We start from the raw sequence: 26,576 nt of genomic DNA, 5'->3' as shown, positions 1-26,576 counted from the left end.
GAGAATCATGACCTCGCGAGGCTTCACACCCTTCGCCTGCCGGCGCGCCGCGCTGCTGCTGACGCTCGCGCCGATCGCGCTGCTGCCGGGAGCCGCGATCGCGCAGGCGGCCGCGCCGGCCGTCGCCACGGCCGCGGTGGTGACTGCGCAGCCCGACGGCGTCGCAGTGCGATTGGGGGCAGAGACGATCCGCGTCGTCGCGCTGACCGACGCCATCCTGCGCGTCCGCATCGGCCAGAACGGCGCCATGCCGGAGGATGCGAGCTGGGCGGTCGACGCCGCGGTCCGCAAGCAGCGGGCGCGGGTGACACCGACCGCCGACGGCTTCACCACCGCCGCGTTGCGCGTCGCCTTTGCCGCAGACGGGCGGATGACGGTGACCGATCCGGCCGGCAAGGTCATCTCCGCCGACGCCGCGCCCTTTCGCCGCGACGGCAAGGGCTTCGGCTTCGCCAAGGCGATGCCACAGGGCGAGCATTATTTCGGGCTGGGCGACAAGACCGGTGGGCTCGACCGGCGCGGCAAGAGCTTCGTCGACTGGAACACCGACGCCTTCGGCTTCACCAGCGCGGAAGATCCGATCTACAAGTCGATCCCCTTCTTCATCGGCGTCGGCGGCGACGGCGGCAGCTACGGCATCTTCCTCGACAACAGCTGGCGGACCTGGTTCGACTTCGGCCATCGCGACGACGGGGTGCTGGCGTTCGGCGCGCCAGACGGGCCGGCGGATTATTATCTGATCGCCGGGCCGACCACCGCCGAGGTGACGCGGCGCTATACCGATCTGACCGGCAAGGCGCCGCTGGTGCCGCAATGGGCGCTCGGCTACCAGCAGTCGCGCTACAGCTACATGACCGCCGACGAGCTGAAGCAGGTGGCGGCACGGCTGCGCCAGGAGCGCGTGCCGACCGACGTGCTGTGGCTCGACATCGACTTCCAGGATCGCAACCGCCCGTTCACCGTCAATACCCAGGCCTTCCCCGACATGAAGGGGATGATCCGCGACCTGGGCAAGGACGGTTTCAAGGTCGTGACCATCACCGACCTGCATGTCGCGCACGCGCCCGACCAGGGCTATGCGCCCTATGACAGCGGCACCAAGCAGGATCGGTTCGTGCATCGCGCCGACGGATCGGTCTATGTCGCGCCGGTGTGGCCGGGCCCGTCGGTCTTTCCCGATTTCACCCAGACGGCGACCCGTGACTGGTGGGGCGGCCTGTTCGCCAAGCAGGTATCAGACGGCGTCGCGGGCGCGTGGAACGACATGAACGAGCCGGCGATCTTCGAGACGCCGACCAAGACCATGCCGGCCGATGTCCGCCACCGCATCGCCAGCGACGATTTCGCCAGCCGCATCGCGACCCATGCCGAGATCCACAACGTCTATGGCATGGAGAATACGCGCGCGACCTATGACGGGCTGCGCAAGCTGGCGCCGAACGAGCGCGCCTTCGTGATGACGCGGGCGAGCTATGCCGGCGGACAGCGTTATGCGGTGACCTGGACCGGCGACAATCTGGCGACCTGGGACCATCTGAAACTGTCGGTGCAGCAGATCATCAACCTTGGCCTGTCCGGTTTCTCCTATGGCGCGGCGGACGTCACCGGCTTCGCCGGCGGGCCGAGCCCGGAACTGTCGACCCGCTGGTTCGAGATCGGCGCCTTCTATCCGGTGTTCCGCGACCATTCGGCCAAGGGCACGCCGCGCGTCGAGCCCTGGGTCGACGGGCCGGAGCATCTGGCGATCCGCCGGCGTTTCATCGAGGAACGCTATCGGCTGATGCCCTATCTCTATGCCTTGGCCGACCAGAACAGTCGGCTGGGCGACCCGATCCTGCGGCCGGTCTTCTACGACTATCCGTCGGCGTTGCGCATGTCGTGCGACCAGAGCTGGGCGTTCACCGTCGGCCGCTCGCTGCTCGTCGCGCCGCCGCCGCGGCCGGACCAGCCGGTCGCCTATGACGTCTGCCTGCCGGCGGGCGGCTGGTACGATTATTGGACCGGACGGCGCGCGGGCACGCCCGAGACGCAGGAAGCGGGGCAGATCCAGTCGGCCAGCCAGGCGACCGGCGAGGCGACCGCCCGCGGCGACCGCGTCACGGTGACGCCGCGGCTCGATTACCTGCCGGTCTTCGTCCGGGCCGGCACGATCCTGCCGCGCCAGCCTTTGGTGCAGAGCACAAGCGAAACGCCGAACGGGCCATTGCAGCTCGACGTCTATCCGGGCGACGATTGCCGCGGCGGCCTTTATGCCGACGACGGCCATTCGATGGACTTCCGTAAGGGCGTCTATCTGCGCCAGGCGGTGCGCTGCGCGGTGACGCCCGATGGGCTGACGCTCAGTTTCGCCGCGCGCGAGGGGCGGTTCAAGCCGTGGTGGTCGGCGATCACCGTCGTCGTCCACGGCTGGCAGGGCGAGGGCGTGGTGACCGGTGCCCGCGGCGTGACGGCGGCCGCGGATGCGGTGAGCCAGACGCTGCGCTTCACCCTGCCCGATCAGCGCCGGCCGGCCGATCTGGTCATCGCACGGCGCTGATCGGCCACGGCGTGCCGCGTCGCCGCTCGACAGCGGCGGGCGGCGCGGGCAGTCAGGTGGGGAAGGGGATGCCATGCTCGCGATCGGTTTGATGTCCGGAACGTCGCTCGACGGGATCGATGCGGCGCTGATCGAGACGGACGGCGAGGCGGAGGTGCGCGCCATCGCCTTCCGCGGCGAGCCCTATTCGGATGCCGCGCGCGAGCAGCTGGCGGCGGCGACGGCGCTGGCGCTGACCTTCGACCGGCCGCGGCAGAGCCCCGATATCGTCGCGGCGGGCGAGTTGATCGACCGTGCGCATGCGCTCGCCGTCCACAAATTGCTGCGCGACGCGGGGGTGGCGGCGGCCGACGTCGCGGTGATCGGCTATCATGGCCAGACCATCGCGCACCGGCCCGACCGCGGCTGGACCTGGCAGATCGGCAGCGGCGACACGCTGGCGCGGGCGACCGGCATCACCACGGTCAGCGACCTGCGCAGTGCCGATGTCGCCGCGGGCGGGCAGGGGGCGCCGCTGCTGCCCGTCTATCATGCCGCTTTGGTGGCGGACCTGGCCAAGCCGGTCGCGGTGCTCAACCTCGGCGGGGTCGGCAACATCACCTATGTCGGTGCGGACGGGTCGTTGATCGCGTTCGACACCGGGCCGGCAAACGGGCTGATCGACAGTTGGGTTGAGGCGGAGAGCGGCGCGCGCTACGACGCGGAGGGTGCGCTGGCGGCGGCGGGGCGGGTCGACGAGACGGTGCTGACCGCGATGCTTGACCATCCCTATTTTGATGCGCCACCGCCCAAATCGCTCGATCGGAACGACTTCATCATCCAGCCGGCACGTGGCCTGGCGGCGGCGGACGGGGCGGCGACGCTGACCGCCTTTACCGCGGCGACGGTCGCGGAGGCGCTGACCCTGCTGCCCGAACGGCCGCGGCAGCTGATCGTCGCGGGCGGCGGCCGGCACAATCCGACGCTGCTGCGGATGATCGGCGAGCGCACCGGATTGACGCCGGTGGCGAGCGACACGCTCGGCTGGAACGGCGATGCGATGGAGGCGGAGGGCTTCGCCTATATGGCGGTGCGGACGCTGAAGGGCCTGCCGATCAGTTTCCCCGGCACGACCGGCGTGCCGGCGGCGATGCCGGGCGGGGTGGTGAGCCGGATTTAGGCGGCGCCTTCGTCGGCCGTTATTTCCTGGGCCGCGGGATGCCTTCGTTCGTCTCCTTTCGCAGCGATGGCAGTGCTATCGACCATCGTCATTCCCGCGCAGGCGGGAATCCAGAAACGTGACGGCCGCGCCTCTTGCACTGAGGTCAGCGTGTCTGGATCCCCGCCTGCGCGGGGATGACGGTATAGGTGCGGGGGCATCTGCCGCTCTGGAGGAGGGCAGCGGGCGCGGAGCCCGGCTGCCCTACCGCTTCGGCATCTCGCGGACGGCGACATTCTGTGGGCAGCCGTCGATCTCGCGCAGCACGGTGTAGAAGGGTTTGGCCGGTGGCATCTCGCCGAGCTTGCGGGGCTTCGCCTTGGGCGTGCCGAAGCCGACCTGCGAGGCCTGGGGGCGTTCGCACTGGCGGGACTGCGGCTTGGCGGGCTTGGCGGACTGCGCCAGGGCGGGCGGCGCGACGAGCAGGACGAGGGGGAGCAGAACGCGAATCGGAAACCTCCTGTCCCGCGATTCTAACACGTCCGATCCGGTCCGACTAGCGTTTGCGGGTCAGCTCGCGCATCGCATCGTCGAGGCCGGCGAGGGTGAGCGGATACATGCGGTCGGTCATCAGCCGCCGGATCAGCCCGATCGACGGCGTATAGCCCCATTGCGCTTCGGGAATCGGGTTGAGCCAGACCGCGGCGGGGTAGGTCGCCGCCAGCCGCTGCAGCCAGGTCGCCCCCGCCTCCTCGTTGAAATGCTCGACCGATCCGCCCGGCTGGGTGATCTCATAGGGGCTCATCGACGCGTCGCCGACGAAGACCAGCTTATAATCGTGGCCGAATTTATGAAGCAGGTCGGCGGTCGCGGTGCGTTCCTGGAAACGGCGGCGATTGTCCTTCCACACGCCCTCATAGGGGCAATTGTGGAAATAGAAGAATTCGAGGTTCTTGAACTCCGCGGTCGCGGCGCTGAACAGCTCCTCGCAGAGCCGCACCCACGGGTCCATCGAGCCGCCGACGTCGAGGAACAGCAGCACCTTGACCGCATTGCGCCGCTCGGGCCGCATGCGCACGTCGAGCCAGCCCTGGCGGGCGGTGCCCTGGATCGTGCCGTCGATGTCGAGTTCGTCCGCCGCGCCCTCGCGCGCGAAGCGGCGCAGGCGGCGTAGCGCGACCTTGATGTTGCGGGTGCCGAGCTCGCGGGTGTTGTCGAGGTTGCGGAAGTCGCGCTGTTCCCAGACCTTGACCGCGCGCTTGTGGACACTCTCGCCGCCGATGCGCACGCCTTCGGGATTGTAGCCGCTGTTGCCGAACGGGCTGGTGCCGCCGGTGCCGATCCATTTGCTGCCGCCCTGGTGGCGGCCCTCCTGCTCGGCGAGTCGCTGCTGCAGCGTCGCCATCAGCTCGTCCCACGAGCCGAGCGCCTCGATCCTGGCCATCTCCTCCGGGCTGAGATAGCGCTGCGCCACCGCCTTCAGCCAGTCGGCGGGCAGCTCGGCGGGGGCGGTGCCGTAGCTCGCCTCCAGGCCGCGGAAGACGTGCGCGAAGACCTGGTCGAAGCGGTCGAGCAGGCCCTCGTCCTTCACATAGGTGGCGCGGGCGAGATAGTAGAAGGCGTCGGGGCTCGGCTCGATCACCTCCGCCTCCAGCGCCTCGAGCAGCAGCAGATGCTCCTTGAGGCTCGCCGGGATGCCGGCGCTGCGCAGCGCGTCGAGGAAGGTCAGGAACATGGCCGACGGTCTAGCGGCTTTGCCGATCGTCGCGCCAGCCCCGCCGGCGGATCGGCATGGCCGCTATTTCGCCGCCACCACCGGCAGTTCGATCGCGCTGCCGTGCGCGCCGCCGTAATCCACCGTGATCGTCGCCTTGCGGTAATCGCCCGGCCGGGCGTTCATGATGCTCGGCACGAAGGTCTGCGGGTTGCGGTCATAGAGCGGGAACCAGCTCGACTGGACCTGCACCATGATCCGATGACCCGGCAGGAAGACGTGGTTGGCGTGCGGCAAGACGATGCGATAGCGCAGCGCCTGATTGGGCGCGATCGGCTTCGCCGTCACAAAGCCCTCGCGATAGCGGCCGCGCAAGATGTCCATCGCGACCGGCAGCTGATAGCCGCCCATTTCCGGCTTGTCGGTATATTCGGCCGGATAGACGTCGATCAGCTTGGCGACGAAATCGCCGTCGCTGCCGGTGGTGCTGGCGAGCAGATCGACGACCGCCGCGCCGGAGATCGCCACCGGCCGGGTCAGCGCCGGGGTCTGCCAGACGAGCACGTCGGTACGATCGGAGAAGGGGCGCTGATCGTCGACCAGCCACTGCCGCCAGGTCGATCCGGTCGCATAGGTCGGCCGGATCGGGCGCAGGCGATAGGGGATCGGCTTGGCCGGATCGGAGACGTAGCTGTCGCGCCCGTTCGCCGTCGCCGCATTCCAGTCGAGCGTGCCATTGCCGGCGAAATAGAGCTTGGTCATCGGCGCGGTGCAGGTCGCGTCGCAGGCGAGCGGCCAGGTCGGCAGCGTCTGCCAGCGGTTGCTGCCGGTCTGGAAGGCGGTGACCGGCGCCAGCGTGTCGGCGGCGCCGTCGCTCTTCAGATGCGCGTCGAGGAAGGGCAGCAGCACCTCGCGCCGGAACCAAAGGCCGGTGTCCGAATCGAAGCGGATCGCGCCCAGCGTCGATCCGTCGCCATTGGCGCCGCCATGCGCCCAGGGGCCGAGAACGAGATGGTTGACGTGGTTCGGATCGACGTTGCTGACCGCGCGATAGGCGGCGATGGCGCCGTAGATATCCTCCTGGTCCCATTGCGAGGCGACCCAAAGCGTCGGCACGGTCTGCGGCTGCTTGGGCAGGATGTCCTCCAGCGCCTGCGCCTGCCAGAAGGCGTCATAGGCAGGATGGGCGAGCATCCGGTTGACCCAGGGCAATTGCTGCAGGCCGTGACTGCGGACGAAATCGCTCGCCGAGCCGGCGCGCAGAAAGACGTCGTAGTCGTCATAGGCATCGCGCCACAGGTCGCCGGCATTGCCCTTCGCTGCGTCCTGCCCGTAATAATAATCGAAGCCGATCAGGCGGAAGGCCCCACCGTGGAAATCGTCGTCGTTCATCCAGGTGTTGATCACCGGGTTCATCGGCACCGACGCCTTCAACGCCGGATGCGGCTTCACCAGCGCCATCGCCGCCATCATGCCGTCATAGCTGGTGCCGATGATGCCGACGCGGCCGTTGCTGTTCTTCAGGTTCTTCACCAGCCAGTCGATCGTGTCATAGGCGTCGGTGCTGTGATCGACCTTGGTGCCGTTGAGCGGCCCGATCAGCGGGCGTTCGTTGACGTAATCGCCCTCCGACCCGTATTTGCCGCGCACGTCCTCGTAGACGCGGATGTAGCCGGCATCGAGCAGCATCGCATCGGAGGCGCGCACGGTCATCGCGCCGTGCGACGAGCTTTCCCGCTGCGTCGCGCTTTCCGCGCCATAGGGGGTGCGCTGCAGCACGATCGGCGCGTCGGTCAGCCCCTTGCGCTGGACGATCACCGCGTGAAGCTTGACCCCGTCGCGCATCGGAATGTCGACGCTACGCCGCTCGAAATCGAACGCGCCGTCGACCGGCTTGAACGTCTTGGGGATGTCGGAGCCGAGTTGCTGCGCCTGGCCGCCGGCCGCGAGTGCCGCAGCGAGCAGGGGGGCGGCGAGCAGGGACAGGGTAAGGGCGCGGCGCATCGGCAGGTCCTGTAAGCTTTTGTTGCTACAGGGATGACACAGGCGCGACGGGCGTGGAAGCGGCTAATCCATGTCGGTCGCACGAGCGCCCGTGGCGAAGCGGACTTAGCGCCGGCCGGCACCGGGGACATAGGCGTCGATCAGGGCGCCGACATAGTCAGGGTTGCGCGCCGACAGGCCGGCGGCGGCGCGTCCCTCGCCGTAGATGAAGCCCTTGATCGCGTAGATGCTGCCGCCGAGCCCGTCATTGTCGCGGAACCAGACCTTGACCTCGCTCCAGTCGTTGCCGGGCGAGACGTCGTACAGCGTGACGTCCTGTTCGGCACGGCCGCGCTCGCCATTCTGGCGCGACCAATTGGCGTGAGTGAGCATCAGCACGCGCCGCTCGACGATCCGGCTGACCACCGCGACATGGCCGAGCGGCAGGCGCGCCGTCTTGGCGAAGACGATAACCGAACCGACCGCGGGGCGATGACCACGCTCGTAGCGGCCTTCGGCCTGGTCCCACCAGGTCCAGGCATCGCCGTAGATCTGGATGCCGGAGGCGGCGCGGGCGAAGGGGACGCATTGGCCGACATAGTCGAGCAAGCTGCTCGCCATCGCGGCAGGCATGGTCGCCACCGCCACGATCGCTGCCACGGCCGAGATGCCGCATTTGGGAAGAATGCCCCGCATGACGCCTGCCATAGTCCGGCGGAGGTGACTGGCGGGTTGGCAGTTATGGTTAACGTGACTCCAGAACGACCGGATCGAGGTCGGTCACGGAGCAACGTCTTGCGCTCCAGACGTTACGAAAGCGTAATGGGATCAGTGGCGTTTGGCGGTATGGGGCACTTTAAAAGCGGAGTGCCGTGCCAATGCCGCACCGATGCCACTGCGCCGCGCCTGCCGTTCAGCGTCCCTGCCGCTTCGCCATGAAGGCGAGCCGCTCGAACAGCATCACGTCCGCCTCGTTCTTCAGCAGCGCGCCATGCAGCGGCGGGATCGCCTTGGTCGGATCGCGGTTCTGCAGCACCTCGAGCGGCATGTCCTCGTGCAGCAGCAGCTTGAGCCAGTCGAGCAATTCGCTGGTCGACGGCTTTTTCTTGAGCCCGGGGACGTCGCGCACCTCGTAGAAGAGATCGAGGGCGCGGCTGACCAGCAGCTTCTGGATGCCCGGGAAATGGACGTCGACGATCGCCTGCATCGTGTCGCGGTCCGGGAAGCGAATGTAGTGGAAGAAGCAGCGCCGCAGGAAGGCGTCGGGCAGCTCCTTTTCGTTGTTCGAGGTGATGACCACGACCGGCCGTTCGGTGGCGCGCACCGTCTCGCCGGTTTCGTAGACGTGGAATTCCATGCGATCGAGTTCGTGGAGCAGGTCGTTGGGGAATTCGATGTCCGCCTTGTCGATCTCGTCGATCAGCAGGACGGGCGGCGTCGGATGGGTGAAGGCCTCCCACAATTTGCCGCGCCGGATGTAATTGCCGATGTCGTGGACGCGTGGATCGCCGAGCTGGCCGTCGCGCAGCCGTGCAACCGCATCATATTCGTACAGGCCCTGATTCGCCTTGGTGGTCGACTTGACGGTCCATTCGATCAGCGGCGCGCCGATCGCCTGCGCGATCTCATAGGCGAGGACGGTCTTGCCGGTGCCGGGCTCGCCCTTGACCAGCAACGGGCGACGCAGCGTCACCGCGGCATTGACCGCAACCTTCAGATCGTCGGTCGCGACATAGCTCTGGGTGCCCTCGAAACGCTGCATGCCCGGTCCTTCTGGAAGATCGGGTATGGCGATAGGCGCGATGGCGGGGCGACGCAAATCCCGTCGGCCGGGGTGGTCAGCCCTCGCGGGCGCTGGCCCGGGCCTCCAACAGATTCCACAGCGCGCGATGCTGCGCGAATAATTGCTGCGCGCCGAAGCAGACGGCGCGTTCCGTCGCTGGCGAGGCACCGAGTTCCGCAACCCGCGCGGCGGTGACCGTTTCCGGCGGAAAGCCGAGCGCCGGTGCCTCGATGCCGAAGCGGCTCGCGGCCTGATCCAGCAGCGCGCGGATCACCGCCCAATCGACGACGAGCGCGGCGACGGCACCGGTGGCGCAGCCCCGCCGTTCCGATCGGGCGAGCATCTCGATGGCGTGGCGGCTGGTGAGCAAAGCGGTTTCGCTTTCCGCCTGACCGGGGGTCGAGGGCAGGGGGCCGGCGGCGGCGGCGAGATGCGCAATATAGCTGCGCTCGCCGACGAAGGCCTGCGCGATCGATTCGAGCCAGTCGCATGCATCGGGCTGCGCGCAGGCGTTGCGTGCGTCGGCCGCGAGACCGGGATGGTGGCCGTGCACCGCACAGAGCGCGTGCACCGCATCCGACAGGTCGCGCGCTGGCGGCGATTGTCCCAGCAAATGGGTCACATAGGGATGACAGGCGCTGCCATCGGTTGCGGACAGGCGGAGGACGGCTGTCCAAGCGCTCGTGTGCCAGGCCGTTCGTGCCGTGTCCAACATGCTACCCCGATGCGAGCATTGCGGCGGGCACCGTTGCCCGACCCGTCGCTTGTCGACTTCCGACCTATACGAAGCAAGTAAAGACGCGGTTGATGACGCGCTAACCAAAGCCCAAGAAAGCTTTACCACGGCGAGCCGTGGCGTATGAACGCCGTCACGAGGGGTGGGGCGACAGGGATGCGGGCATGGTTGGTGGGAGTGGCATGGGCAACGGCGGGGCTGATCGTGGTGAACGCTGATGCCCAGGTCCGCGCGCCCGTCGCGGCGGACGCCGACGTTGGCGCGCTGACGCTGCGGCGCGTCTTCGCCAGCCCCGACCTATCGGGGGCGCAGCCAAGCGAATTGCGCCTGTCGCCGGACGGCAGCCTGCTCACCTTCCTGCGACCGCGCGCCGACGAGAAGGAGCGCAGCGACCTATGGGCGCGCGACACCCGCACCGGTGCCGAGCGGATGCTGGTCGACAGCAAGACGGTCGGCAGCGGCGCCGCGTTGAGCGAGGCCGAGAAGATGCAGCGCGAGCGCGCGCGGATCGGCGGGGCCAAGGGGATCGTCACTTATGACTTCGCGCCCGACGGCCGGTCGATCCTGGTACCGATCGACGGCGATCTCTACCTGGCATCGCTCGACGGCGGCGTTCGTCGGCTGACCGACCGGCCGGGCGGCCAGCTCAACCCGGTGATCTCCCCCAAGGGCGCCTTCGTCAGCTTCGTGCGCGACCAGAATGTCTTCGTCCAGCCGCTCGACGGCCGTGCGGCGCGCGCGCTGACCACGGCGGGCGGCGGCACCGTCCACTTCGGCGAGGCGGAATTCGTCGCGCAGGAGGAAATGGACCGCCGCACCGGCTATTGGTGGAGCCCCGACGAACGCTACGTCGCCGTCGAACGGTTCGACGAAGCGCCGGTCCATGTGGCGACGCGCGCGTCGATCGGCGCGACCGGGACCAAGACCTACGATCAGCGCTATCCGGCGGCGGGCACGCCCAACGTGCTGGTCGAGCTGCATGTAATGCGGCCGGACGGCTCGGGCCAGGTCAAGGTCGACCTTGGCGCCGATCCCGACATCTATCTGGCGCGGGTCGACTGGACGCCCGACGGCACGACGCTTCTGGTCCAGCGTCAGAGCCGCGACCAGAAGACGCTCGACATGCTTGCCGTCGACCCGACCACGGGCCGCTCGCACGTGCTGTTCACCGAACGCGCGCCCGCGAAGAGCTGGCTTCACCTCAGTGACAGCTACCGGCCGCTCGGCGACGGCAGCCTGATCTGGCGCTCCGAGCGCGACGGCTATGGCCATCTCTACCGCTGGCGGCCGGACGGCCGCTGGACCCAGCTGACCGAAGGGCCGTGGGTCGTCACCGGGTTGGTCGGCGTCGACGAGCGTGCCGGGCGCCTCTACTTCATGGCCAACAAGGATGACGTGCTGGAGCAGCATCTCTATGCCGTCGATCTCGCCAGGCCGAAGATCGTCACCCGGCTGACCGAGGCCGGCTGGACCCATGCCGCGACGATGGACGCGGCGGCCAGCCGCTTCATCGTCCGGCGGTCCAATCCGGCGCAGCCGACGCAGGTCTATCTGGCCGATACATCGGGCACGCGCGTCGCCTGGATCAACGAGAATGCGATCCGGCCCGGCCATCCTTATCATCCCTTTGTCGCCAGTCACCGGCCGACGCAGTTCGGCACGATCAGGGCCGCCGACGGCTCGGTGCTGCACTGGGAGATGATCACCCCGCCGCTCGAGCCGGGCAAACGCTACCCGGTCTTTTTCCAACATTATGGCGGCCCGGGCAGCCAGACGGTGACGCGCGGCTGGCAGGGGGCGCTGCCGCAATGGCTGGTCGATCAGGGCTATATCTTCTTCCAGATCGACAATCGCGGCTCGCCCAATCGCGGCCGGGCGTTCGAGAACCAGATCTACCACGCGATAGGCACGGTCGAGGTCGCCGACCAGAAGGCGGGGGCGGACTATCTGAAGACGCTGCCGTTCGTCGATCCGGCCCGGATCGCCACTTATGGCTGGTCGTACGGCGGCTATCTGTCGCTGAAGATGCTGGAAAAGACGCCGGGCGTCTATGCCGCGGCGGTGGCCGGGGCGCCGGTCACCGACTGGCAGCTGTACGACACGCATTACACCGAACGCTATCTCGGCGATCCCGCCAAGGATCCGCAGGGCTATGCCGAATCGGCGGCGGTGACGGATGCGTCCAAGATCCGCGAGCCGCTGCTGCTGATCCACGGCATGGCCGACGACAATGTCTTCTTCGACAATTCGACGCGCTTCGCCGCGACGATGCAGGGAAGCGATACGCCGTTCGAGATGATGTTCTATCCCGGCCAGACGCATCGCGTCGGCGGACCGGGGATCAGCGAGCATCTATGGCGAACGATCCTCGACTTCCTCGACCGCAACGTGAAGAACGCTCCCGCGCCTGCCGCGGCGCATTGACCGGAGCCCCGCCATGCCGCTGATCGCCCTTGCCCTGCTCGCCGCCGCGCCGGCGACCTGTTCGCTGACCCAGCCCGACGCCTGCCTGACCACGGCCGAGCTGCTCGCGGCGCCTGGGGCGACCGACGCCATCCGTGCGGTGGTCGGCGGCCAGCGCGCCAATCTGCTCAGCGATGGCCTGCCCCCGGTCGCCGACCAAGCGCTGGCGGTGCTGGGCGGGGAGGCGGACAAGCCGCAGCGGATCGGCGGCGCCTGGCTGTTCACCGCCTGCCGCCAAGATGCCTGTGGCGAAAAGGGCGCCGTGGTGGTCGATGCAGCCGGCAAGATCGCCGCGGTCGGCGTGGTTCATGGTGCCTGCGGCGTCGAGGTGCAGAAACCCGGCTGCGGCCGCCGGCTGTCGTTGTCGCTCTACGGCGGCGATGCCATGGTCCGGTACCGCCGTGCCATCGTGGAATGGGCGGAAAAGGTCAGCGATGCGGGACGGCTCGACGTCTATGAGGATGGCATCAACGAGCCGGTGATCGCGATCGAGGGCGAGTTCGACGGCGACCGGCTGCCCGATCGCGCCGCCGTGGTCGCCAATGCCGGCGGGCAGGGATATCGTCTGGAGGTGGTGCGCGGCGCCGACCCGCGGCATCGTGCGCTGATCACGGCGGTCTCCGACCCCAACGGCTTCAAATTGGCGCAGGGCAACCATGGTACGTTGCGCTTCGGCCCGGACGCGGCGATGCAGGCGCGGTGGGCCGGCGACCATTATGTGACCGGCAAGTGATGAACCGGCGCCGCCGCTGCGCGGTCGGATGCGCGAAGGCAGCTAAGCAAGGAGCATGGCGATGCTGAAGGCAATGACCCGGCGCGCGCTGCTGGTCGCGATCGGGGCGGCGATCGCCGTGCCGGCGGCGGCGCAGCGCCGGCCGCCGCTGGTCCTGGCCGCGGCCAGTCTGCAAGGATCGCTCGACGCGGTCGCCGACGCCTGGGCCCGCCAGGGCCATCCTCGTCCGGTCATCTCTTATGCGGCCTCCTCGGCCCTGGCCCGGCAGGTCGAGGCTGGCGGGTCGGCGGACCTGTTCCTCTCCGCGGACCAGGCGTGGATGGATGCCCTCGCCGCCAAGCGGCTGATCGTGCCGGCGAGCCGCGCGACCCTGTTGGGCAATCGTCTGGTCATCGTCGCGCCGGCGACGCGTGACGTCCGCATCCCGCTCGCGCCGGCGGCCCTGGCGCGGGCGCTGTCGGCCGGGCCGCTGGCCATGGCCGATGCGCCGGTGCCGGCGGGTCGCTATGGCGAGGCGGCGCTGCGCGCGCTCGGCGTGTGGCAGCAGGTCGCACCGCATGTCGTGCGCGGCGACAGCGTCCGCGCGGCGTTGACGCTGGTCGAGCGCGGCGCGGCCCCGCTCGGGATCGTCTACGCCACCGATGCGCAGGCGTCGCCTCGAGTCCGTATCGCCGGCGTCTTTCCGGCGCGCAGCCATCCGCCGATCACCTATCCGGTCGCGCGGCTGGCCACGTCGAGCAATCCGGAGGCGGAGGCATTCCGCCGCTATCTGCTCGGCGGGACGGCACAGGCGATCTTTCGCCGCTATGGCTTCACCGCGGCCCGTTAGAGCGTGCTGACGTCACAGGAATGGGCGGTCGTGGCGCTGTCGCTCAAGGTCGGCGGCACCGCCATCCTGGCGACGCTGCCCGCCGCCTTCGGCCTTGCCTGGCTGCTCGCCCGCGCGCGTTTTCCCGGCAAGCTGCTGCTCGATGCGGTCGTACACCTGCCGCTGGTGGTGCCGCCGGTGGTCACCGGCTGGGTGCTGCTGCTCGCCTTCGCACCGGCGGGGCCGATCGGTGCGCCGTTGCATAGCTGGTTCGGCGCCAGCGTGCTGTTCCGCTGGACGGGCGCGGCGATCGCCGCGGCGGTGATGGCGCTGCCGCTGATGGTGCGCGCCATGCGGCTGTCGATCGAGGCCGTCGATCGGCGACTGGAAAGCGCCGCTCGAACCCTGGGGGCGACGCCGGCGCGCGTGTTCTGGACGATCACGCTGCCGCTCAGCCTGCCCGGCGTGCTCGCCGGCGCGGTGTTGGGCTTTGCCCGTTCGATCGGCGAATTCGGCGCGACGATCACCTTCGTCTCCAACGTGCCGGGGCAGACGCAGACTCTGCCGCTCGCGATCTACTCCGCACTGCAACAGCCAGGGGCGGAGACGATGGTGTGGCGGCTGTCGGGGATCGCGGTGGCGCTCAGTCTGATTGCCCTGCTGGTCTCCGAGCTGCTCGCGCGGCGTGTGCGGCGGGGCCTGCATGTCCTTTGAGATCGACGTCGCGCGGCGGCTGGGCGAAGTGGAGGTGGCGCTGTCGCTGGTCGCGGGGCCGGGGCTGACGGTGCTGTTCGGTCCGTCGGGGGTCGGCAAGACCAGCGTGCTCAACATGGTCGCCGGTCTGCTGCGCCCGGACCGTGGCCGGATCGTGGTCAACGGGCGGGTGCTGTTCGACGCCGCGACCAGGATCGATCTGTCCCCGGAGGCGCGGCGCGCTGGCTATGTCTTTCAGGAGCCTCGGCTGTTCCCGCACCGGCGGGTTCGCGGCAATCTGCTGTATGGCGCATCGGACGAGTACGGCCTGGCGCCGGTGGCGGCGATGCTGGGGATCGGCCATCTGCTCGACCGCTGGCCGCGGACGCTGTCGGGGGGCGAGGCGCGACGGGTGGCGATCGGCCGCGCATTGCTGCGCGATCCGGCATTCCTTTTGCTCGACGAGCCGCTGTCGTCGCTCGATCGGGCGCGGCGGGACGAGATCATGGCGGCGATCGAGCGCGTGCGTGACGCCGCCGGGCTGCCCATCCTGATGGTGACGCACGATCCGGAAGAAGCGGAAAGACTCGCGACCCGTATCATTCGGGTGTGATATTAGGTCAGAGGTCGCACCGTTTAAACAGCTGTGACGACGATCAGCAATTGCCGGGTTTGCTCATCGTGCCCTGTCGAGCAAGACGGATCGGTTGCGATCATCGCTATGTACTTCCCTTGAGTCGCTCTCACAATTTTCCACCGCCTGAAGCCACCGGGGGTGTCGGGACGAGTTCTTCACGCTGTCCAGCTTGGCCACGTCATCCATTGAGCGCTTGTTGCAGATCGCTTTTCCCGCAATGCGCTGAGGTGGCCGGAAGGGGCATGCCGCTGCCGGCCGGTCGCTTGCAGTGAGCCGAAGCTCGGCCGCGCGGATCGAGCTCTGATCGCGATCCGTCGCCCCCGATCAGCGGCGCATGGACGCGATCGCGAGCCCACCACCCATGACCAGCGCGTCCTCGACGAAGCCGGTCGCAGTCTGGCCCCAGCGCTTCATCGCTGCCTTCCGCAATGCAATGCCCGCATAGGAGGCGCCGATCGCCGTGACCGCGGCCAGTGCCGCTGCCGCCGCGCGTTGATGCTTCGGCGCGAAGGCCGCACCGGCATAGGCCGCGGTCAGCGTCCGGCCGATCAGCCCGGCGGGCACCGTACGGTCTGGCGCGGTCTTCATCTTGTCGCCGGCCATCTCGCTCGCCGCGGCGACGATCGCTCCCGAGGTGCCGAGCGGCCCGCGAAGCAAGGCGCGTCCCGGCGCGTCGGCGGGCAATGTGTCACGCTGGGCGGCGGTGGCGACCGCCGCCAGTGGGGTCATCGCGCGCTGACCCGCGACGAGGCCGATGAGAAACGAGCGGAGCATGGCGGGACCTTTGGGTAGGGAATGACGGCCGGCTCAACTCGCGACGGACGCCGTGGTTTCCCGCTCACGCGGCGCGCCATGCTCCCTTCGGTGCGAGCAGGACGGCCAGCAGGTAGAGTCCGCCGGTGATCAGCAGCAGATTGTTGTAGCCGGTGAACAGCGAGGCATATTCCAGACAGCCGCCGACGATCGTGCCGAGCAGGTTGATGGCGAGCGCCGCCTGTGAATCGCCGGCGTCGCGGAAGCGCTTGGCGAAGGCGACATTGGCAAGGAAGATCGGCAGGAAGGCGAGCACCGTGGCGGCGATCAGGCGCGGCGCATAGGGGAGCGGCAGTAGCCATTCGGGACGGATCACCCAGGCGAGCGCTAGTGACGCGGCGATACCGGCGAACACCACCGGCAGGCGCGGCGTACGAACACGGCGGGTCGTCTCGATCGCGGCCAGCACGACCAGCAGCACTCCGGCAAAGACCAGTGCGTTGACCAGCCAGGTCGTGCCGAACAGCAGCGCGAAGGTCGCGACGTTCTTGGTCTCGAGCAGCAGGAATGCCGCGCCGAGGAAGAACAGGTCGGCATAGGGTCGCATCTGGCCGAGCGGTCCGCCAAGCAGCCTAACGGCGACGAGCGACGTCAGCAGGATGGCGATCAGTGTGACGGCGTAGAAGGGTGGGAAGGCATCGCCGCGGAAGTAGAGGAACGGCCGATCGTCGGTCGCGGGTGCGACCACCGTGGCGTCGTGCGGGCGCCAGCGACCGGCGCACCGTTGGCGCGCGGGATCGACCGCCACGCTGATCACCGCCTGTGCATCGCCGAAGGTGTCGACGCAGGGCGCATGGCTGAAGGCGGCTGCGGCGGTCCCCGCGAGGCGGTTGATCAACCAGGGTTCTCGATAATAATTGTACATCGCGAACGCGCCGCCAGGTTTCAGGTGGCGGCGCACCGAGGCCATCGCCTCTTGCGTGAACAGGAACGATTCGAGGCGGATCTGCGAGGCACCGCTGACCAGGGTCAGCGAATCGGGCAGTGCGAACAGGATCAGATCGTAGCGTTTGTCGGTGCTCTCCAGGAACGCGCGGCCGTCATTGGTATGACGCACGACCTTGGGATCGGCATAGGGCCGGTCGATGTTCCGTTCCGCCCCGATCGCCAGGATGCGCGGGTCGATGTCGACGGCGTCGACGTGTGCCGCGCCCTGGCTCAGCGCGATCGCGACGTCCGAACCCGATCCGGCGCCGACGATCAGCACGTCGTTCATCGGATTGCCCGGCAGGCGCAGGTACGGCGACTGGTAGATCCGCTCGCCATGGTCCAGCTTCCAGCGGGCCGGCGCCATCAGTTGGTGGGGAACGCCATTGACGTTGATCTGCAGGAAGCCGGGGCCGTGGTTCGGCTGCTCCTCGGTCGTTACCTTGTAATAAGGCGACCAGCTGGTGCCGGGCGTGAAGGTTTCGACGCCGAGCACGAGGACGATCGTCGCCGCAGCGACACCTGCGACGAGCCGGTTGCCGGGCTGCGTCAGCACCAGCGCGGTGCCGGCGGCGATGATGCCCCAGGCGAGCGATGGCGCGTGAGCGACGCTGAGCAGCGTGAACACCGCAATGCCGACCAGCGACCCCATGATATCGTAGCGATAGGCGGTCAGTGGATCGAGGCGCGCGAAACAGCGCCCGACCAGCTCCGCGGGACCGGCCAGGATCGTCGCGGTAAGCGCGAACAGGATCGGCAGCACCAGCCACGCCGGCGGCCCATGCAGCTTGAGTGAGGTGAAATAGATGATGTCCGACCCGCTCCGTTCGATCGTAACCGGAAAGGTCAGCACGCCGAGCACCAACAGCGCGAGCAGCGGCAGCGTCAGCGGCCATACGGACCAAGGTTTACGCGAGATCAGGAAGCCCGCTCCGACGCCCAGGAACGAGCCGAGCAGGATGAAATTGGAAAAATAGGACAGGTGGACGACGTTGGCGCCGAGCCAGCGGATCAGCGCGAGTTCCAGAAACAACATCAGCGCGCTGGCGGCCACCAGCCGACGCGCAACGCCGCTGGTGCCGTCGCTCGCCGGAGCGGCCCGCCGGTTGCCTGTGATGCTCATGTCGCCGAAGGTCGTGTCCACGCGTTCCCCCCTGTAATCAGCAGCCAGCCTAGAACCGGGTGGTTAACGACGCGCTAAAGATGTCCGCCTGCTGCTGGACATGGCCAAACGAAAAGGGGCGGCCCGTTGCCGGACCGCCCCTTTGTTCGCGAAAGATGCAGGACGCGTGTGGCCGAGCCACCCGCGCGATCCGTCGTGCTTAGCGCTTCGAAAACTGGAAGCTGCGACGCGCCTTGGCGCGGCCGTACTTCTTACGCTCGACGGTGCGGCTGTCGCGGGTCAGGAAGCCCGCCCGCTTCACCGGGGTGCGCAGCGCCGGCTCATACTTGGTCAGCGCCTGGCTGATGCCATGCTTGACCGCGCCGGCCTGGCCCGACAGGCCGCCGCCCTTGACGGTGCAGACGACGTCATACTGGCCCTCGCGCTCGGTGATGCCGAACACCTGGTTGATCACGAGGCGCAGCGTCGGACGCGCGAAATAGATTTCCTGGTCACGACCGTTGATCGTGATCTTGCCGGTGCCGGGCTTCAGCCAGACGCGGGCGACCGCATCCTTGCGGCGACCGGTGGCATAGGCGCGGCCCTGCTTGTCGAGCTCCTGCGCGCGCAGCGGCGCGGTCTGCGTCGGCTCGTTCAGCTCGCCGGCGAGATAGGCGTCGGCGCGGGTGTCGGAATCGGCCTGCGCGGCCTCGCGCTGCTGGTTGAGCGCGGCGCCGAGATCGGAAAGGGACTGGCGGTTGTCGGACATTATGCGCCCACCTTGTTCTTGCGGTTCATGCCCGCGATGTCGAGGACCTCGGGGTTCTGCGCGTCGTGCGGATGCTCCGACCCCTTTCCCGACGGATGGGGCGCCGGATGTGCGCGAGATCCATGGCGCGCGACCGCGGCCGATGCGTCACGTCCCTGGCCGCCCCAGGAAGGTCGGCAGGCATCATGCATAGCTCGGCTTCGGGTCGGGCATCCAAATCTCATTTCATGTCCGAAACGGATGCAGTGCATGGCGGCGGCTCGTCAATGGGGGACGGCAGCTTTGCACCGGCGCAGCCGGCAAGCGCGGGCGTCGGGGCGTCCCGTGGCGCACAGCAAACGGGGGCAGAATGCGAAATTGGAATGTACAACGTGTCTTGGCAATGACGGCGTTGCCGCTGGTCACGATGGCACCGGCCAGTGGCTGGGCGCAGGGCGGCCCAGAGGTCCGGTCCGTGAACCTCGCCGCTATGCCCCTCGATCGAGCCCTGGAGGCGATCGCGACCGAGACCGGGCAGTCCATCGGCTTTGATCGCGCGGCGCTGACCGGGCTGGTCAGCCGGCCGGTGCGCGAGGCGCGGTCGGTGCGGGATGCGGTGGGACAGGCGATCGCGGGTCTGCCGGTCTCGCTGGCCGTGGGCGATGACGGCGGGGTAATCGTGACATCGGAGATCGTCGTGTCGGCGCGTCGCGACGAGGCGGAAACGCAGGTGCTGGTGCGCCAAACGTCCACGTCCGATCGCACCGGGCAGGCCTTGCGCGATCAGCCGCGCAACACGGAGGTGATCTCCGCCAGGCTGATCGAGCAGCAACAGGATGTGTCCGTCAGCGAGGCGCTGCGTAACGCCGGCGGCGTCGTCAGCATCGCACCGGGCCGTGGCGGCAGTAGCTTCACTGTGCGGGGGTTCACCGCCGAAGCGATGGCGAACGGCCTGCCCGGCGCGAGCGCGGTCGGCGCGCAGGCGGGAACCCCAGCCTCCCTTGCCGCGGTTGAGCGGATCGAGGTGCTGAAGGGGCCGGTGGCGATCCTCGCCGGTTCCGAGAATCTCGGCGGCACGATCAACATCGTCTCGAAGAAGCCGAGTGCGGAACGGCTGATCCGCCTGCAGGGCGATATCGGATCCTATCGGCTCGGCCGGACGCTTCTCGACGCGAACGGACGGTTGACCGACGACGGCCGGCTTTCCGCCCGACTGATCGCGAGCGCATCGGCGCAGCGCAATGCGGCCGGCTATCGCGGCAGCGGCGACTATCTGATCCTGCCCGAATTGCGGTTCAAGGACGCCGCGACCGACATTCTCTTCAGCGTCCAGGCGCAACGAACGGCGATCGGGGTGCCGCCCTTTGCGATCGTCAATCCGCAGACCAACAGCCTGTACGACGTCCCGCGCGACCGGCCGTTGTTCCATGGCGACCAGGGCAGCGAGGTCAAGGAAGGGCGCATCTTCCTGAGCGGCGACCATCGGTTCGGTGCCCACCTGTCGATCGCCGGCCGCTACCAGCATCAGGACAGCAGCGCCGTGCTTGCTTCGCCAAGCCTGACGGGGATCATCGATCCGAAGGGCGTGGCGCGCGCGTCCAACGGCGAAAGCCGGCTGACCGGGGCGCGGGACGCGATCGACGGCTTCGCCCGTGTGCGGTTCGGCACGATCGGCCTGCGCCATCAGCTGGTCCTCGGCCATATGCGCAGCTGGGGCAACAACGCCTCCTATACGGCCAGCCGGTCGTCGTGGAATCTGCGCTACGCCTTCCTCGACGCGCCCGCCGTGGTGCCGATCGCCGTCGCCGACACGCTGTCCTATCGCGGCACCAACCTCCATACGGCTTTGTATGCGCAGGATCTCGCCGAGGCCGGGCCGCTGCATCTGCTGGTCGCGGTCCGGCGCAGCACCTATGCCAGCCATGGGCTCTCGTCGCCGTCCGGGAGATATAGGGATTCGCACAAGACCGCGCTGACGCCGAGCTATGGCGCCGTCGTCGACGTGACGCGCGAGGTGTCGGTGTTCGTCAATTCCATGAAAGGCTTCAGTCCGACGACGTCCCGCGACTTCAACGGGGACGAATTGCCCAACATCGAGACGCGCAATGCGGAGGCGGGGATCAAGCTCGACCTGCTGCACCGAGGTTTGCTGGTGAACGCCTCGTATTTCGATCTCTTCCAAAGCAACATCATGATCCCCGATCCGCTGCACCGCGGCTATGCGATCAGCGGTCCGGGGCAGATCGGGCGCGGGATCGACGTCAATGCCAGCGGAACGCTCGCCCGCGGGCTGACGGCGCAGGCGACGTTCACCGAGGCGCATTATACGTTCGCGGATACCCGCTACGGACCCATCGTCCCGGCCGCGCCCGCGACGCAGTTCAGCCTCTTCGGCGCCTATGAGCGACGCGTGACCGGCGATACCACAGTGGGCGTGGCGACTGGGCTCTACGGTCGGTCCCGGGCGGCGGTCGACCGGTTCGGGCGGTTCTCCGTGCCGCCCTCGCTCCAGATGGACCTTAACATGATCGTGCGCCGCGGGCCGGTGGACCTCAACCTCGGTATCCGGAACCTGTTCGACCGCAGGAACTTCGGAGCGAGCTACGGGACGATGTTCATCCCCTATGGCGAGGCGCGCAATTGGCGTCTGTCCGCCGGCTACCGTTTCGGGTGAACCGGGCGAATACGAAAAAGGCGGCCCGTCGCCGGACCGCCCCTCCGTATATAGCGGATCGCCGCGCGATCCGTCGTGCTTAGCGCTTCGAGAACTGGAAGCTGCGACGCGCCTTGGCGCGGCCGTACTTCTTACGCTCGACGGTGCGGCTGTCGCGGGTCAGGAAGCCCGCCCGCTTCACCGGGGTGCGCAGCGCCGGCTCATACTTGGTCAGCGCCTGGCTGATGCCATGCTTGACCGCGCCGGCCTGGCCCGACAGGCCGCCGCCCTTGACGGTGCAGACGACGTCATACTGACCTTCGCGTTCGGTGATGCCGAACACCTGGTTGATGACGAGGCGCAGCGTCGGACGCGCGAAATAGATTTCCTGGTCACGACCGTTGATCGTGATCTTGCCGGTGCCGGGCTTCAGCCAGACACGGGCGACCGCATCCTTGCGGCGACCGGTGGCATAGGCGCGGCCCTGCTTGTCGAGCTCCTGCGCGCGCAGCGGCGCGGTCTGCGTCGGCTCGTTCAGCTCGCCGGCGAGATAGGCGTCGGCGCGGGTGTCGGAATCGGCCTGCGCGGCCTCGCGCTGCTGGTTGAGCGCGGCGCCGAGATCGGAAAGGGACTGGCGGTTGTCGGACATTATGCGCCCACCTTGTTCTTGCGGTTCATGCCCGCGATGTCGAGGACCTCGGGGTTCTGCGCGTCGTGCGGATGCTCCGAGCCGGCGAAGATGCGCAGGTTGCGCATCTGCTGGCGACCCAGCGGGCCGCGCGGGATCATGCGCTCGACGGCCTTTTCCAGCACGCGCTCGGGGAAGCGTCCTTCCAGCACCTTGGCGGCGGTGACGCCCTTGATGCCGCCGGCATAGCCGGTGTGCTTGTAATAGACCTTCTGCGCGGCCTTGTTGCCGGTGAAGCGGATCTTGTCGGCGTTGATGACGATGACGTTGTCACCGCAATCGACGTGCGGGGTGAAGCTCGGCTTGTGCTTGCCGCGCAGCACGTTGGCGATGATCGTCGCCGCACGGCCGACCACCAGGTCGGTGGCGTCGACGATGTGCCACTTCTTCTCCACCTCGTGCGGCTTGGCCGCCTTGGTGGTCTTCATGAGCGCCTTCATGGCGGGACCTTTCCGGTTCGAAACGAGACGCGCCGCCTGTGACGGGCGGCGCGAACGACCGGGCTATTGCTGGAAGGGCATCGGAAAGTCAAGCAAAGTGCGGCTTTGCTGACGGGTAAAATGATACCCGAATGGGTTATGGGCGACGGGCGGCGCCGTCAGCCGGTCAGGCAATCCCTGACCCAGGCGGCGCCTGCCTCGTTGGTCTCGACCGTCCAATATTCGATCGCGGGCAGGGTATAGCTGTGCAGGTCGGCGATCCGCGCCACGACCGCATCCACCCGCTCGGGCAGCGTCTTGAACTGGGCGAGGGCCTCATGCCCGCTCTCCACCGCATCTTGCCAGCGATAGAGCGACAGGCAGGGCGCGAGGATGTTGGTACAGGCGACCAGCCGTTCCACGACCAGCCGGCCGCCGATCGCGCCCGCCTCGTCCAGATCGGCGAAGGTCGCCTGGACCAGCGCGATCGCCGTCACGCCAGGCGCAACGCGGGCCGCCGCCCGACCGCATGGGCGGCAGTGACCGCGGCGATCAGCAGCAGTGCGGCATTCGCCTGATGCGCAACCGCGACGACGATCTGGACGCCGCTGGCAAGCGTCGCGATGCCGAGCAGGATCTGCAGCGTGACCAATGCGATGACGACGAAGCCGGCGCGCGAGCCGGCGCGGGTCGCGGCGACCGACAGCCAGACCAGCCCCGCCGCGGCGACGAACGCCCACCAGCGGTGGATGAACTGGACGACGACCGGATTGTCGACGGCATTCTGCCAGGCCGGGCTGACCATCGGCACGCCGCTCGGGAACAGGCTGTCGCCCATCAGCGGCCAGCTGGAGAAGGCATAGCCGGCATCGAGGCCGGCGGTGAACGCACCCCAGCAGATCTGCACGAACAGCAAGGCCAGCGCCGCGATGCCGACCGTCGTCAGCCGCGCCGGCGCCGCCAGCGGATCGCGATCGCGCGCCGCAAGATCCAGCCCCGTCCAGACGATGCCGGCCAGCAAGGTGAGCGCGGTCAGCAGATGGATGGCGAGGCGAACGTGGCTGACATCCGTTCGCACCGACAGGCCGCTCGCCACCATCCACCAGCCGATCGCCCCCTGCAGCCCGCCGAGCGCGAGGATCGCGGTAAGTCGCCAGCCATAGCCGGAGGGGATGCGCCGGCGGATCGCGAACCAGATCAGCGGCAGCGCGAAGGCAAGGCCGATGACGCGACCGAGCAGGCGATGCGCATATTCCCAGAAGAAGATCGCCTTGAACCCGGCCAGCGTCATGCCCTGATTGAAGGCGGCATATTCGGGGATGCGCTTGTAGCCAGCGAATTCCGCCTGCCATTGCGCCTCGGTCAGCGGCGGGATGATGCCGCTGATCGGTTTCCACTGGGTGATCGACAGGCCCGACTCGGTCAGCCGGGTGATCCCGCCCACCACCACCATCGCGACGATCAGGCCGGCGACGATGAACAGCCAGAGGGCGAGGGCACGGGGCCGGGTGCGCGAGAGGAAGGCGGCGCTGGGCTGAAGCATGGCGCCGCCATACGCCCATTTCGCCGTCCTCACCAGCGATCGCGGCGCACCCGGCACGATTATCCGCCGAACGATGTCGCGCCCGACCGAAACGCGGTCGGCGCTTGCTATAGTGAGGGCGGCATCGGGAGAAACACAGTTGAGCTTGGCCCAGAAGTGCCGCCTTGGCGGCCTCGTCATCCTGACAACCGTTTTTCTGGCAGCCCTTATCGCCGGATTTGGCGTCAATGCCATTCGTGTCGGCGGTCCGAGTGGCATGCGCATCCAACAGGTGAATGATCTGCAGGCGGAAATTCTGCCGCCGCCGGCCTATATCATCGAACCGTATCTGGTCGCGACGCTGCTCATCCAGCAGCCGGAGACGCTGGCGGCACGCCGGGTGGAGCTCGGCCGGTTGGAGGCCGCCTATCGCGGCAGCGTCGCACGCTGGCGCGCTGCCTCGCTCGATCCGCGGCTCGCCAATTTGCTGTTTCGTGGCGTCGTGCCGTCGGCGGACCGCTTCTGGCGCGAGCTCCGTCTGGAGATGCTCCCCGCGATAGAGCGGGGCGACAGGGTTGCGGCGCAAGCCAGCTATGCCCGGCTGACCACCGCCTATCAGCGCCACCGTCAAGGCGTCGACCGGCTCGCGGCCGCGGCGGGTGCGGCGCACGGCATGATCATGGCGAATACCCATGCGACCCTGCGCACCATGATTGGCATGCTGCTCGCGCTCGGCGTGCTCGTGACGGCGCTGCTGGTGGCGGCCGTCGCCTATGTGATTGGCAAGGTGCTGCGCCCGATCGGCGAGACGGCGGTGGCGATGCAGACGATGGCGGCGGGCAATCTGCGGCTGACCCTGGTCGGCAGCGATCGTCAGGACGAGATCGGCGCGATGGTAAAGGCGACCGAGGTCTTCCGCGCCGCCGCCCAGGCGCAGGTCGATCATGGTACGGCCCAGAAGGCGGTGGTCAGCGCCCTGGCGACGGCGTTGCAGCGGCTGGGCGAGGGCGACGTCACCCATCGCGTCGGCGACGGCCTGCCCCAGGAGTATCACGATCTGGCGCGCTCGTTCGATACGGCGATGGAGCAGCTTTCCGATACGCTCCGGCGCGTCGAGGCGTCGGCCGTCGCGGTCCGCACCTCTGCCGGTGAGGTCAATATTGCGGCGGGCGATCTGTCGCAGCGGACCGAGCAGCAGGCCGCCTCGCTGAAGCAGACCGCGGCGACGATGGACGAGATCACCGGCGCGGTGCGCGAGACGGCGTCGGGGGCGAACCGGGTCAGCGAGATCATGCATCTGGCGCGGGAAGAGACCGAGCGTTCCGGACTGGTCGTCCGGCAGGCGACCGAGGCGATGGGGGCGATCGAGCGGTCCGCGCACCAGATCTCGCAGATCATCGGCGTCATCGACGCCATCGCCTTCCAGACCAATTTGCTTGCGCTCAACGCCGGGGTGGAGGCCGCGCGTGCCGGCGATGCAGGCCGGGGTTTCGCCGTCGTCGCGTCCGAGGTACGGGCGCTCGCCGGCCGGTCCGCCGACGCGGCCAAGGAGGTGAAACAGCTGATCGGCGCGTCGAGCCAGCAGGTCGGAGTCGGCGTCGATCTGGTCGGCGAGACGGGCCGCGCCCTGGCCGCACTGGTGATGCGCGTCGCGGAAGTCACCGATCTCACCGCCGAGATCGCCGCGTCGGCCGAACGCCAGTCGACCAGCCTGCAACAGATCAACATCGCGGTCGCGGAGATGGACGGCACGACGCAGGAGAATGCCGCCATGGTCGAGGAGGCAACGGCGGCGGCCACCCATCTCGCCGGCGAGGCCGAGCGGCTGACGCAGGAGGTCGGCCGCTTCCGGCTCGACACCCGGCCGCGGCCGCCGGGGCTTCCGATTGCCACAAGCCCCGAGCAACGGCCGCCGGCCGGGCGGCGTCGCGTCGCGCTCCGGGCGGTGTGACGCGAGCCTGATCCGCCCGGCCGCCTGCTCCGCATGACCGCAGACCGGCAAAGAAAACACGACGCCAGCATCGATGTGATGTTGTAACCTGGCGCGGCTAAGCCTAGATGGTCGCACACGATGACGACCATTCTTCATCCGCGCCGCTGGGGGCTTGGGCTGGATCGCATGGCGATCGCGCTGTCGGGCCTTTGCGTCGTGCATTGCGTCGCCAGTGCGGTGCTGCTCGCAATGCTGTCGGCGGCGGGTGGTCTGCTCCTCAACCCGATCTTCCACGAAGTCGGGCTGGTCTTCGCAATTCTGCTCGGTGCGATCGCGCTCGGCCGCGGGATCGCCGAGCATGGCTATTGGATGCCCGCCGCGATGGGCGCGTTCGGCCTCGGCATCATGGCGGGGGCGATGAGCCTGCCGCACGACGGCGGCGGTGCCGAGACGCTGTGGACCGTGATCGGCGTCGGCCTGCTCGCGTTCGGCCACGATCTCAATCGCCGCGCCACCGCCTGAGGCGGGCGAGGGTAGCTTGCCCCGA

23 protein-coding genes and 1 pseudogene are annotated in these 26,576 nt (G+C 68.3%); 10 read left to right on the top strand and 14 right to left on the bottom strand.

The features are described from left to right. Positions 1-7 precede the first annotated feature (7 nt). Positions 8-2,536, top strand: a complete 2,529-nt coding sequence (locus D9601_RS06930) for a glycoside hydrolase family 31 protein (RefSeq protein ID WP_198353103.1) — start codon at positions 8-10, stop codon at positions 2,534-2,536. A gap of 73 nt (positions 2,537-2,609) precedes the next feature. Next, positions 2,610-3,695, top strand: a complete 1,086-nt coding sequence (locus D9601_RS06925; protein WP_198353102.1) for an anhydro-N-acetylmuramic acid kinase — start codon at positions 2,610-2,612, stop codon at positions 3,693-3,695. 243 nt (positions 3,696-3,938) lie between these two features. Here the strand turns inward: D9601_RS06925 and D9601_RS06920 are convergent, their stop codons facing one another. The 6 genes from D9601_RS06920 to D9601_RS06895 form a co-directional block, all read right to left on the bottom strand. Further along, positions 3,939-4,214 (bottom strand): hypothetical protein, encoded by a 276-nt coding sequence (locus tag D9601_RS06920; protein ID WP_198353101.1) that lies wholly within the window; start codon positions 4,212-4,214, stop codon positions 3,939-3,941. Between the two features lie 16 nt (positions 4,215-4,230). After that, the gene (locus D9601_RS06915; RefSeq protein ID WP_198353100.1) at positions 4,231-5,409 is read right to left on the bottom strand and encodes a vWA domain-containing protein; all 1,179 of its coding nucleotides are present in this window, start codon (positions 5,407-5,409) and stop codon (positions 4,231-4,233) included. A 63-nt stretch (positions 5,410-5,472) separates the two neighbouring features. Continuing rightward, positions 5,473-7,392 (bottom strand): CocE/NonD family hydrolase, encoded by a 1,920-nt coding sequence (locus tag D9601_RS06910; protein ID WP_198353099.1) that lies wholly within the window; start codon positions 7,390-7,392, stop codon positions 5,473-5,475. 105 nt (positions 7,393-7,497) lie between these two features. Continuing rightward, positions 7,498-8,067: a CHAP domain-containing protein gene (locus D9601_RS06905; protein WP_198353098.1), complete on the bottom strand. Its 570-nt coding sequence runs from the start codon at positions 8,065-8,067 to the stop codon at positions 7,498-7,500. A gap of 217 nt (positions 8,068-8,284) precedes the next feature. Next, a complete protein-coding gene (locus tag D9601_RS06900; protein ID WP_198353097.1) occupies positions 8,285-9,133 on the bottom strand; it encodes an AAA family ATPase in 849 nt (282 codons plus the stop codon). A gap of 76 nt (positions 9,134-9,209) precedes the next feature. Further along, positions 9,210-9,869 carry a DUF6975 family protein gene (locus D9601_RS06895; protein WP_198353096.1) on the bottom strand — a complete coding sequence of 220 codons (660 nt, stop codon included), beginning with the start codon at positions 9,867-9,869 and terminating at the stop codon, positions 9,210-9,212. Between the two features lie 177 nt (positions 9,870-10,046). Here D9601_RS06895 and D9601_RS06890 point away from each other — a divergent pair, with 177 nt between their 5' ends. From D9601_RS06890 to D9601_RS06870, 5 genes are all read left to right on the top strand, one after another. Then, positions 10,047-12,314: a S9 family peptidase gene (locus D9601_RS06890; RefSeq protein ID WP_198353095.1), complete on the top strand. Its 2,268-nt coding sequence runs from the start codon at positions 10,047-10,049 to the stop codon at positions 12,312-12,314. 13 nt (positions 12,315-12,327) lie between these two features. Next, positions 12,328-13,086, top strand: coding sequence for a hypothetical protein (locus D9601_RS06885; protein ID WP_198353094.1), 759 nt, complete (start codon positions 12,328-12,330; stop codon positions 13,084-13,086). Between the two features lie 61 nt (positions 13,087-13,147). Then, positions 13,148-13,915 (top strand): molybdate ABC transporter substrate-binding protein, encoded by a 768-nt coding sequence (gene modA, locus D9601_RS06880; protein WP_232473846.1) that lies wholly within the window; start codon positions 13,148-13,150, stop codon positions 13,913-13,915. Between the two features lie 3 nt (positions 13,916-13,918). Next, a complete protein-coding gene (gene modB / locus D9601_RS06875; RefSeq protein ID WP_198353093.1) occupies positions 13,919-14,608 on the top strand; it encodes a molybdate ABC transporter permease subunit in 690 nt (229 codons plus the stop codon). Continuing rightward, complete coding sequence (locus tag D9601_RS06870; RefSeq protein ID WP_198353092.1) at positions 14,598-15,200, top strand: ATP-binding cassette domain-containing protein; 603 nt, start codon at positions 14,598-14,600, stop codon at positions 15,198-15,200. Before modB ends, D9601_RS06870 begins: the two co-directional genes overlap by 11 nt. A gap of 348 nt (positions 15,201-15,548) precedes the next feature. On the opposite strand, the gene D9601_RS06865 is transcribed toward D9601_RS06870, so the two are convergent. From D9601_RS06865 to D9601_RS06850, 4 genes and pseudogenes are all read right to left on the bottom strand, one after another. Continuing rightward, positions 15,549-15,998 carry a DUF4126 domain-containing protein gene (locus D9601_RS06865; RefSeq protein WP_198353091.1) on the bottom strand — a complete coding sequence of 150 codons (450 nt, stop codon included), beginning with the start codon at positions 15,996-15,998 and terminating at the stop codon, positions 15,549-15,551. Between the two features lie 64 nt (positions 15,999-16,062). Next, positions 16,063-18,087: a spermidine synthase gene (locus D9601_RS06860; protein WP_198353090.1), complete on the bottom strand. Its 2,025-nt coding sequence runs from the start codon at positions 18,085-18,087 to the stop codon at positions 16,063-16,065. A 199-nt stretch (positions 18,088-18,286) separates the two neighbouring features. Beyond that, positions 18,287-18,835 carry a 30S ribosomal protein S9 gene (gene rpsI, locus D9601_RS06855; RefSeq protein ID WP_198353088.1) on the bottom strand — a complete coding sequence of 183 codons (549 nt, stop codon included), beginning with the start codon at positions 18,833-18,835 and terminating at the stop codon, positions 18,287-18,289. Then, positions 18,835-18,918, bottom strand: a pseudogene (locus D9601_RS06850) (50S ribosomal protein L13); the annotation flags it as partial. The gene rpsI (D9601_RS06855) and the pseudogene D9601_RS06850, both read right to left, overlap by 1 nt. Positions 18,919-19,217: 299 nt before the next feature. Here D9601_RS06850 and D9601_RS06845 point away from each other — a divergent pair. Beyond that, positions 19,218-21,488, top strand: coding sequence for a TonB-dependent siderophore receptor (locus D9601_RS06845; RefSeq protein WP_198353089.1), 2,271 nt, complete (start codon positions 19,218-19,220; stop codon positions 21,486-21,488). Positions 21,489-21,567: 79 nt separating this feature from the next. On the opposite strand, the gene rpsI (D9601_RS06840) is transcribed toward D9601_RS06845, so the two are convergent. The 4 genes from rpsI (D9601_RS06840) to D9601_RS06825 all read right to left on the bottom strand — a co-directional run bounded on the left by rpsI (D9601_RS06840) (position 21,568) and on the right by D9601_RS06825 (position 24,117). Then, positions 21,568-22,116, bottom strand: a complete 549-nt coding sequence (gene rpsI, locus D9601_RS06840; protein ID WP_198353088.1) for a 30S ribosomal protein S9 — start codon at positions 22,114-22,116, stop codon at positions 21,568-21,570. After that, positions 22,116-22,595, bottom strand: coding sequence for a 50S ribosomal protein L13 (gene rplM / locus D9601_RS06835; RefSeq protein ID WP_198353087.1), 480 nt, complete (start codon positions 22,593-22,595; stop codon positions 22,116-22,118). Before rplM ends, rpsI (D9601_RS06840) begins: the two co-directional genes overlap by 1 nt. Positions 22,596-22,753: 158 nt before the next feature. Beyond that, positions 22,754-23,071 carry a divalent-cation tolerance protein CutA gene (gene cutA, locus D9601_RS06830; RefSeq protein ID WP_198353086.1) on the bottom strand — a complete coding sequence of 106 codons (318 nt, stop codon included), beginning with the start codon at positions 23,069-23,071 and terminating at the stop codon, positions 22,754-22,756. Next, complete coding sequence (locus tag D9601_RS06825) at positions 23,068-24,117, bottom strand: COX15/CtaA family protein (RefSeq protein ID WP_198353085.1); 1,050 nt, start codon at positions 24,115-24,117, stop codon at positions 23,068-23,070. The genes cutA and D9601_RS06825 overlap by 4 nt, the downstream gene beginning before the upstream one ends. A 256-nt stretch (positions 24,118-24,373) precedes the next feature. Here D9601_RS06825 and D9601_RS06820 point away from each other — a divergent pair, with 256 nt between their 5' ends. Next, positions 24,374-26,047: a methyl-accepting chemotaxis protein gene (locus D9601_RS06820; protein WP_198353084.1), complete on the top strand. Its 1,674-nt coding sequence runs from the start codon at positions 24,374-24,376 to the stop codon at positions 26,045-26,047. 120 nt (positions 26,048-26,167) lie between these two features. After that, entirely contained in the window at positions 26,168-26,551 is a 384-nt protein-coding gene (locus D9601_RS06815) for a MerC domain-containing protein (RefSeq protein ID WP_198353083.1), read from the top strand. The last annotated feature ends 25 nt before the right edge of the window (positions 26,552-26,576 follow it).

Source organism: Sphingomonas sp. MA1305, from assembly GCF_016107325.1.
In the GTDB taxonomy this organism is placed as follows: domain Bacteria; phylum Pseudomonadota; class Alphaproteobacteria; order Sphingomonadales; family Sphingomonadaceae; genus Sphingomonas.
The sequence above is the reverse complement of the archived record's forward strand: the minus strand, read 5'-3'. Positions and strand labels throughout refer to the sequence as shown.